This window comes from Streptomyces sp. NPDC042364, from assembly GCF_056437585.1.
On record NZ_JBWKAJ010000060.1, the window covers coordinates 1 to 1,265 of the forward strand.

General features: G+C 70.3%; 1 protein-coding gene. It reads right to left on the bottom strand.

Features of this window, described 5'->3' with window-relative positions; genetic code table 11:
- Nucleotides 1–34 precede the first annotated feature (34 nt).
- Complete coding sequence (locus tag AC067N_RS38890; RefSeq protein ID WP_478683680.1) at nt 35–1,198, bottom strand: ISAs1 family transposase; 1,164 nt, start codon at nt 1,196–1,198, stop codon at nt 35–37.
- Nucleotides 1,199–1,265 lie beyond the last annotated feature (67 nt).

The window sequence follows — 1,265 nt, forward strand, 5'->3', positions numbered from 1 at the left end:
CAGGGTCCCTTGCATGATCGAGGTCTGTCCGGTTTCATCCGGTGATGCCGATGGCGACCAGGGGCCTTCGCCAGTCGCGGGCGGTGTGGCGTAGGGCGGCGGCGATGTTGGTGTGGCCGTCCTGGCGGTGGACGCCGATGGCGAGGTTGCGCAGGCCGGCCATGATGCGCGGGAGATGGCCGACATGGATCTTGGAGTCGTCCTCGCGGAACGTGCGGTCGCGGACGTGGTGCAGAAGGTTTTCGATCTTCCAGTGGCCTCTGATCCAGCCCGCGAGCTGGGCACCGGTGACCGCGCCGGGCGGCAGGCTGGTGATCAGGTAGACGCGCTCGATGGTGAGCTTGCCGCTGGTGAAGTCCTTCCTCCAGCGCACGGCTTGCAGGGCCTGGCGGGCATCTGGGTAGTCGATGTGGGCGAAGGCGGCGGCCTTCAGCCGCCGGATCTCCAGGCGGTGGTGGGCCCGCGTACGGTCGTAGTGGTCGAGCCTGATCTCACGCCATGGCAGGCGGCGGACCCTGTCGAACAGGCTGGGATGGTTGGCCTTGACCTGGGCGATGTAGTGGGCACCGCGCTCGCGGAGGTAAGTGCCGTGAGCGTGCTGGGTGTGCAGCGCGTCGGCGGTGATGACCGTGCCGGTCAGGTCGACGCTGTCCAGCAGGGGCCGGAAGGCAGGGATCTCGTTGCTCTTGTCGGTGACCTGGCGCTGGGCCAGGACGTGGCCGGTGTGGTCCATCGCGGCGAGCAGGGTGACGTGCCTCGTGGCGTTGGTGCGCGAGCCGCGCAGGGCTTTGCCGTCGACAGCGATCGCCCGCAGTCCGGGGCCGGCCGGGGTGGCGCGGGCGGTGAGGAAGGCGCCGATCGCCCGGTCCAGGGCGTCGCCGTCGAGCTGGACGAGCAGACGGCGCAGGGTGTGGGGGTGTGGGACGGACACGGTGCCGGAGAGCGGGTCGGTGGGGAAGCCGAGAACTCGGCAGGCCCACGCGGGGACGTCGCCGATCCATTCCGTGATCGCGGTGAGCGAGCGGGCACCGGCCAGGACACTCGCCGCGGCTGCGGCGACCAGAGCGGACAACCGGTAGCGGCGGCCACGGACGCCTCGCGGGTCGGGCACCAGATCCAGGAAGCCGGACAGCGCGACCGCGTCCGCCAGCGGGACCGGCGCGGCAGCCCGGCCCAGTTGGGCCAGCGCGGTGGGCATGAGAGAAGATGCAGGAGCAGGCACGGACTCGCCAGGTGTTCATGGGACTTCGACACTCACATGATCA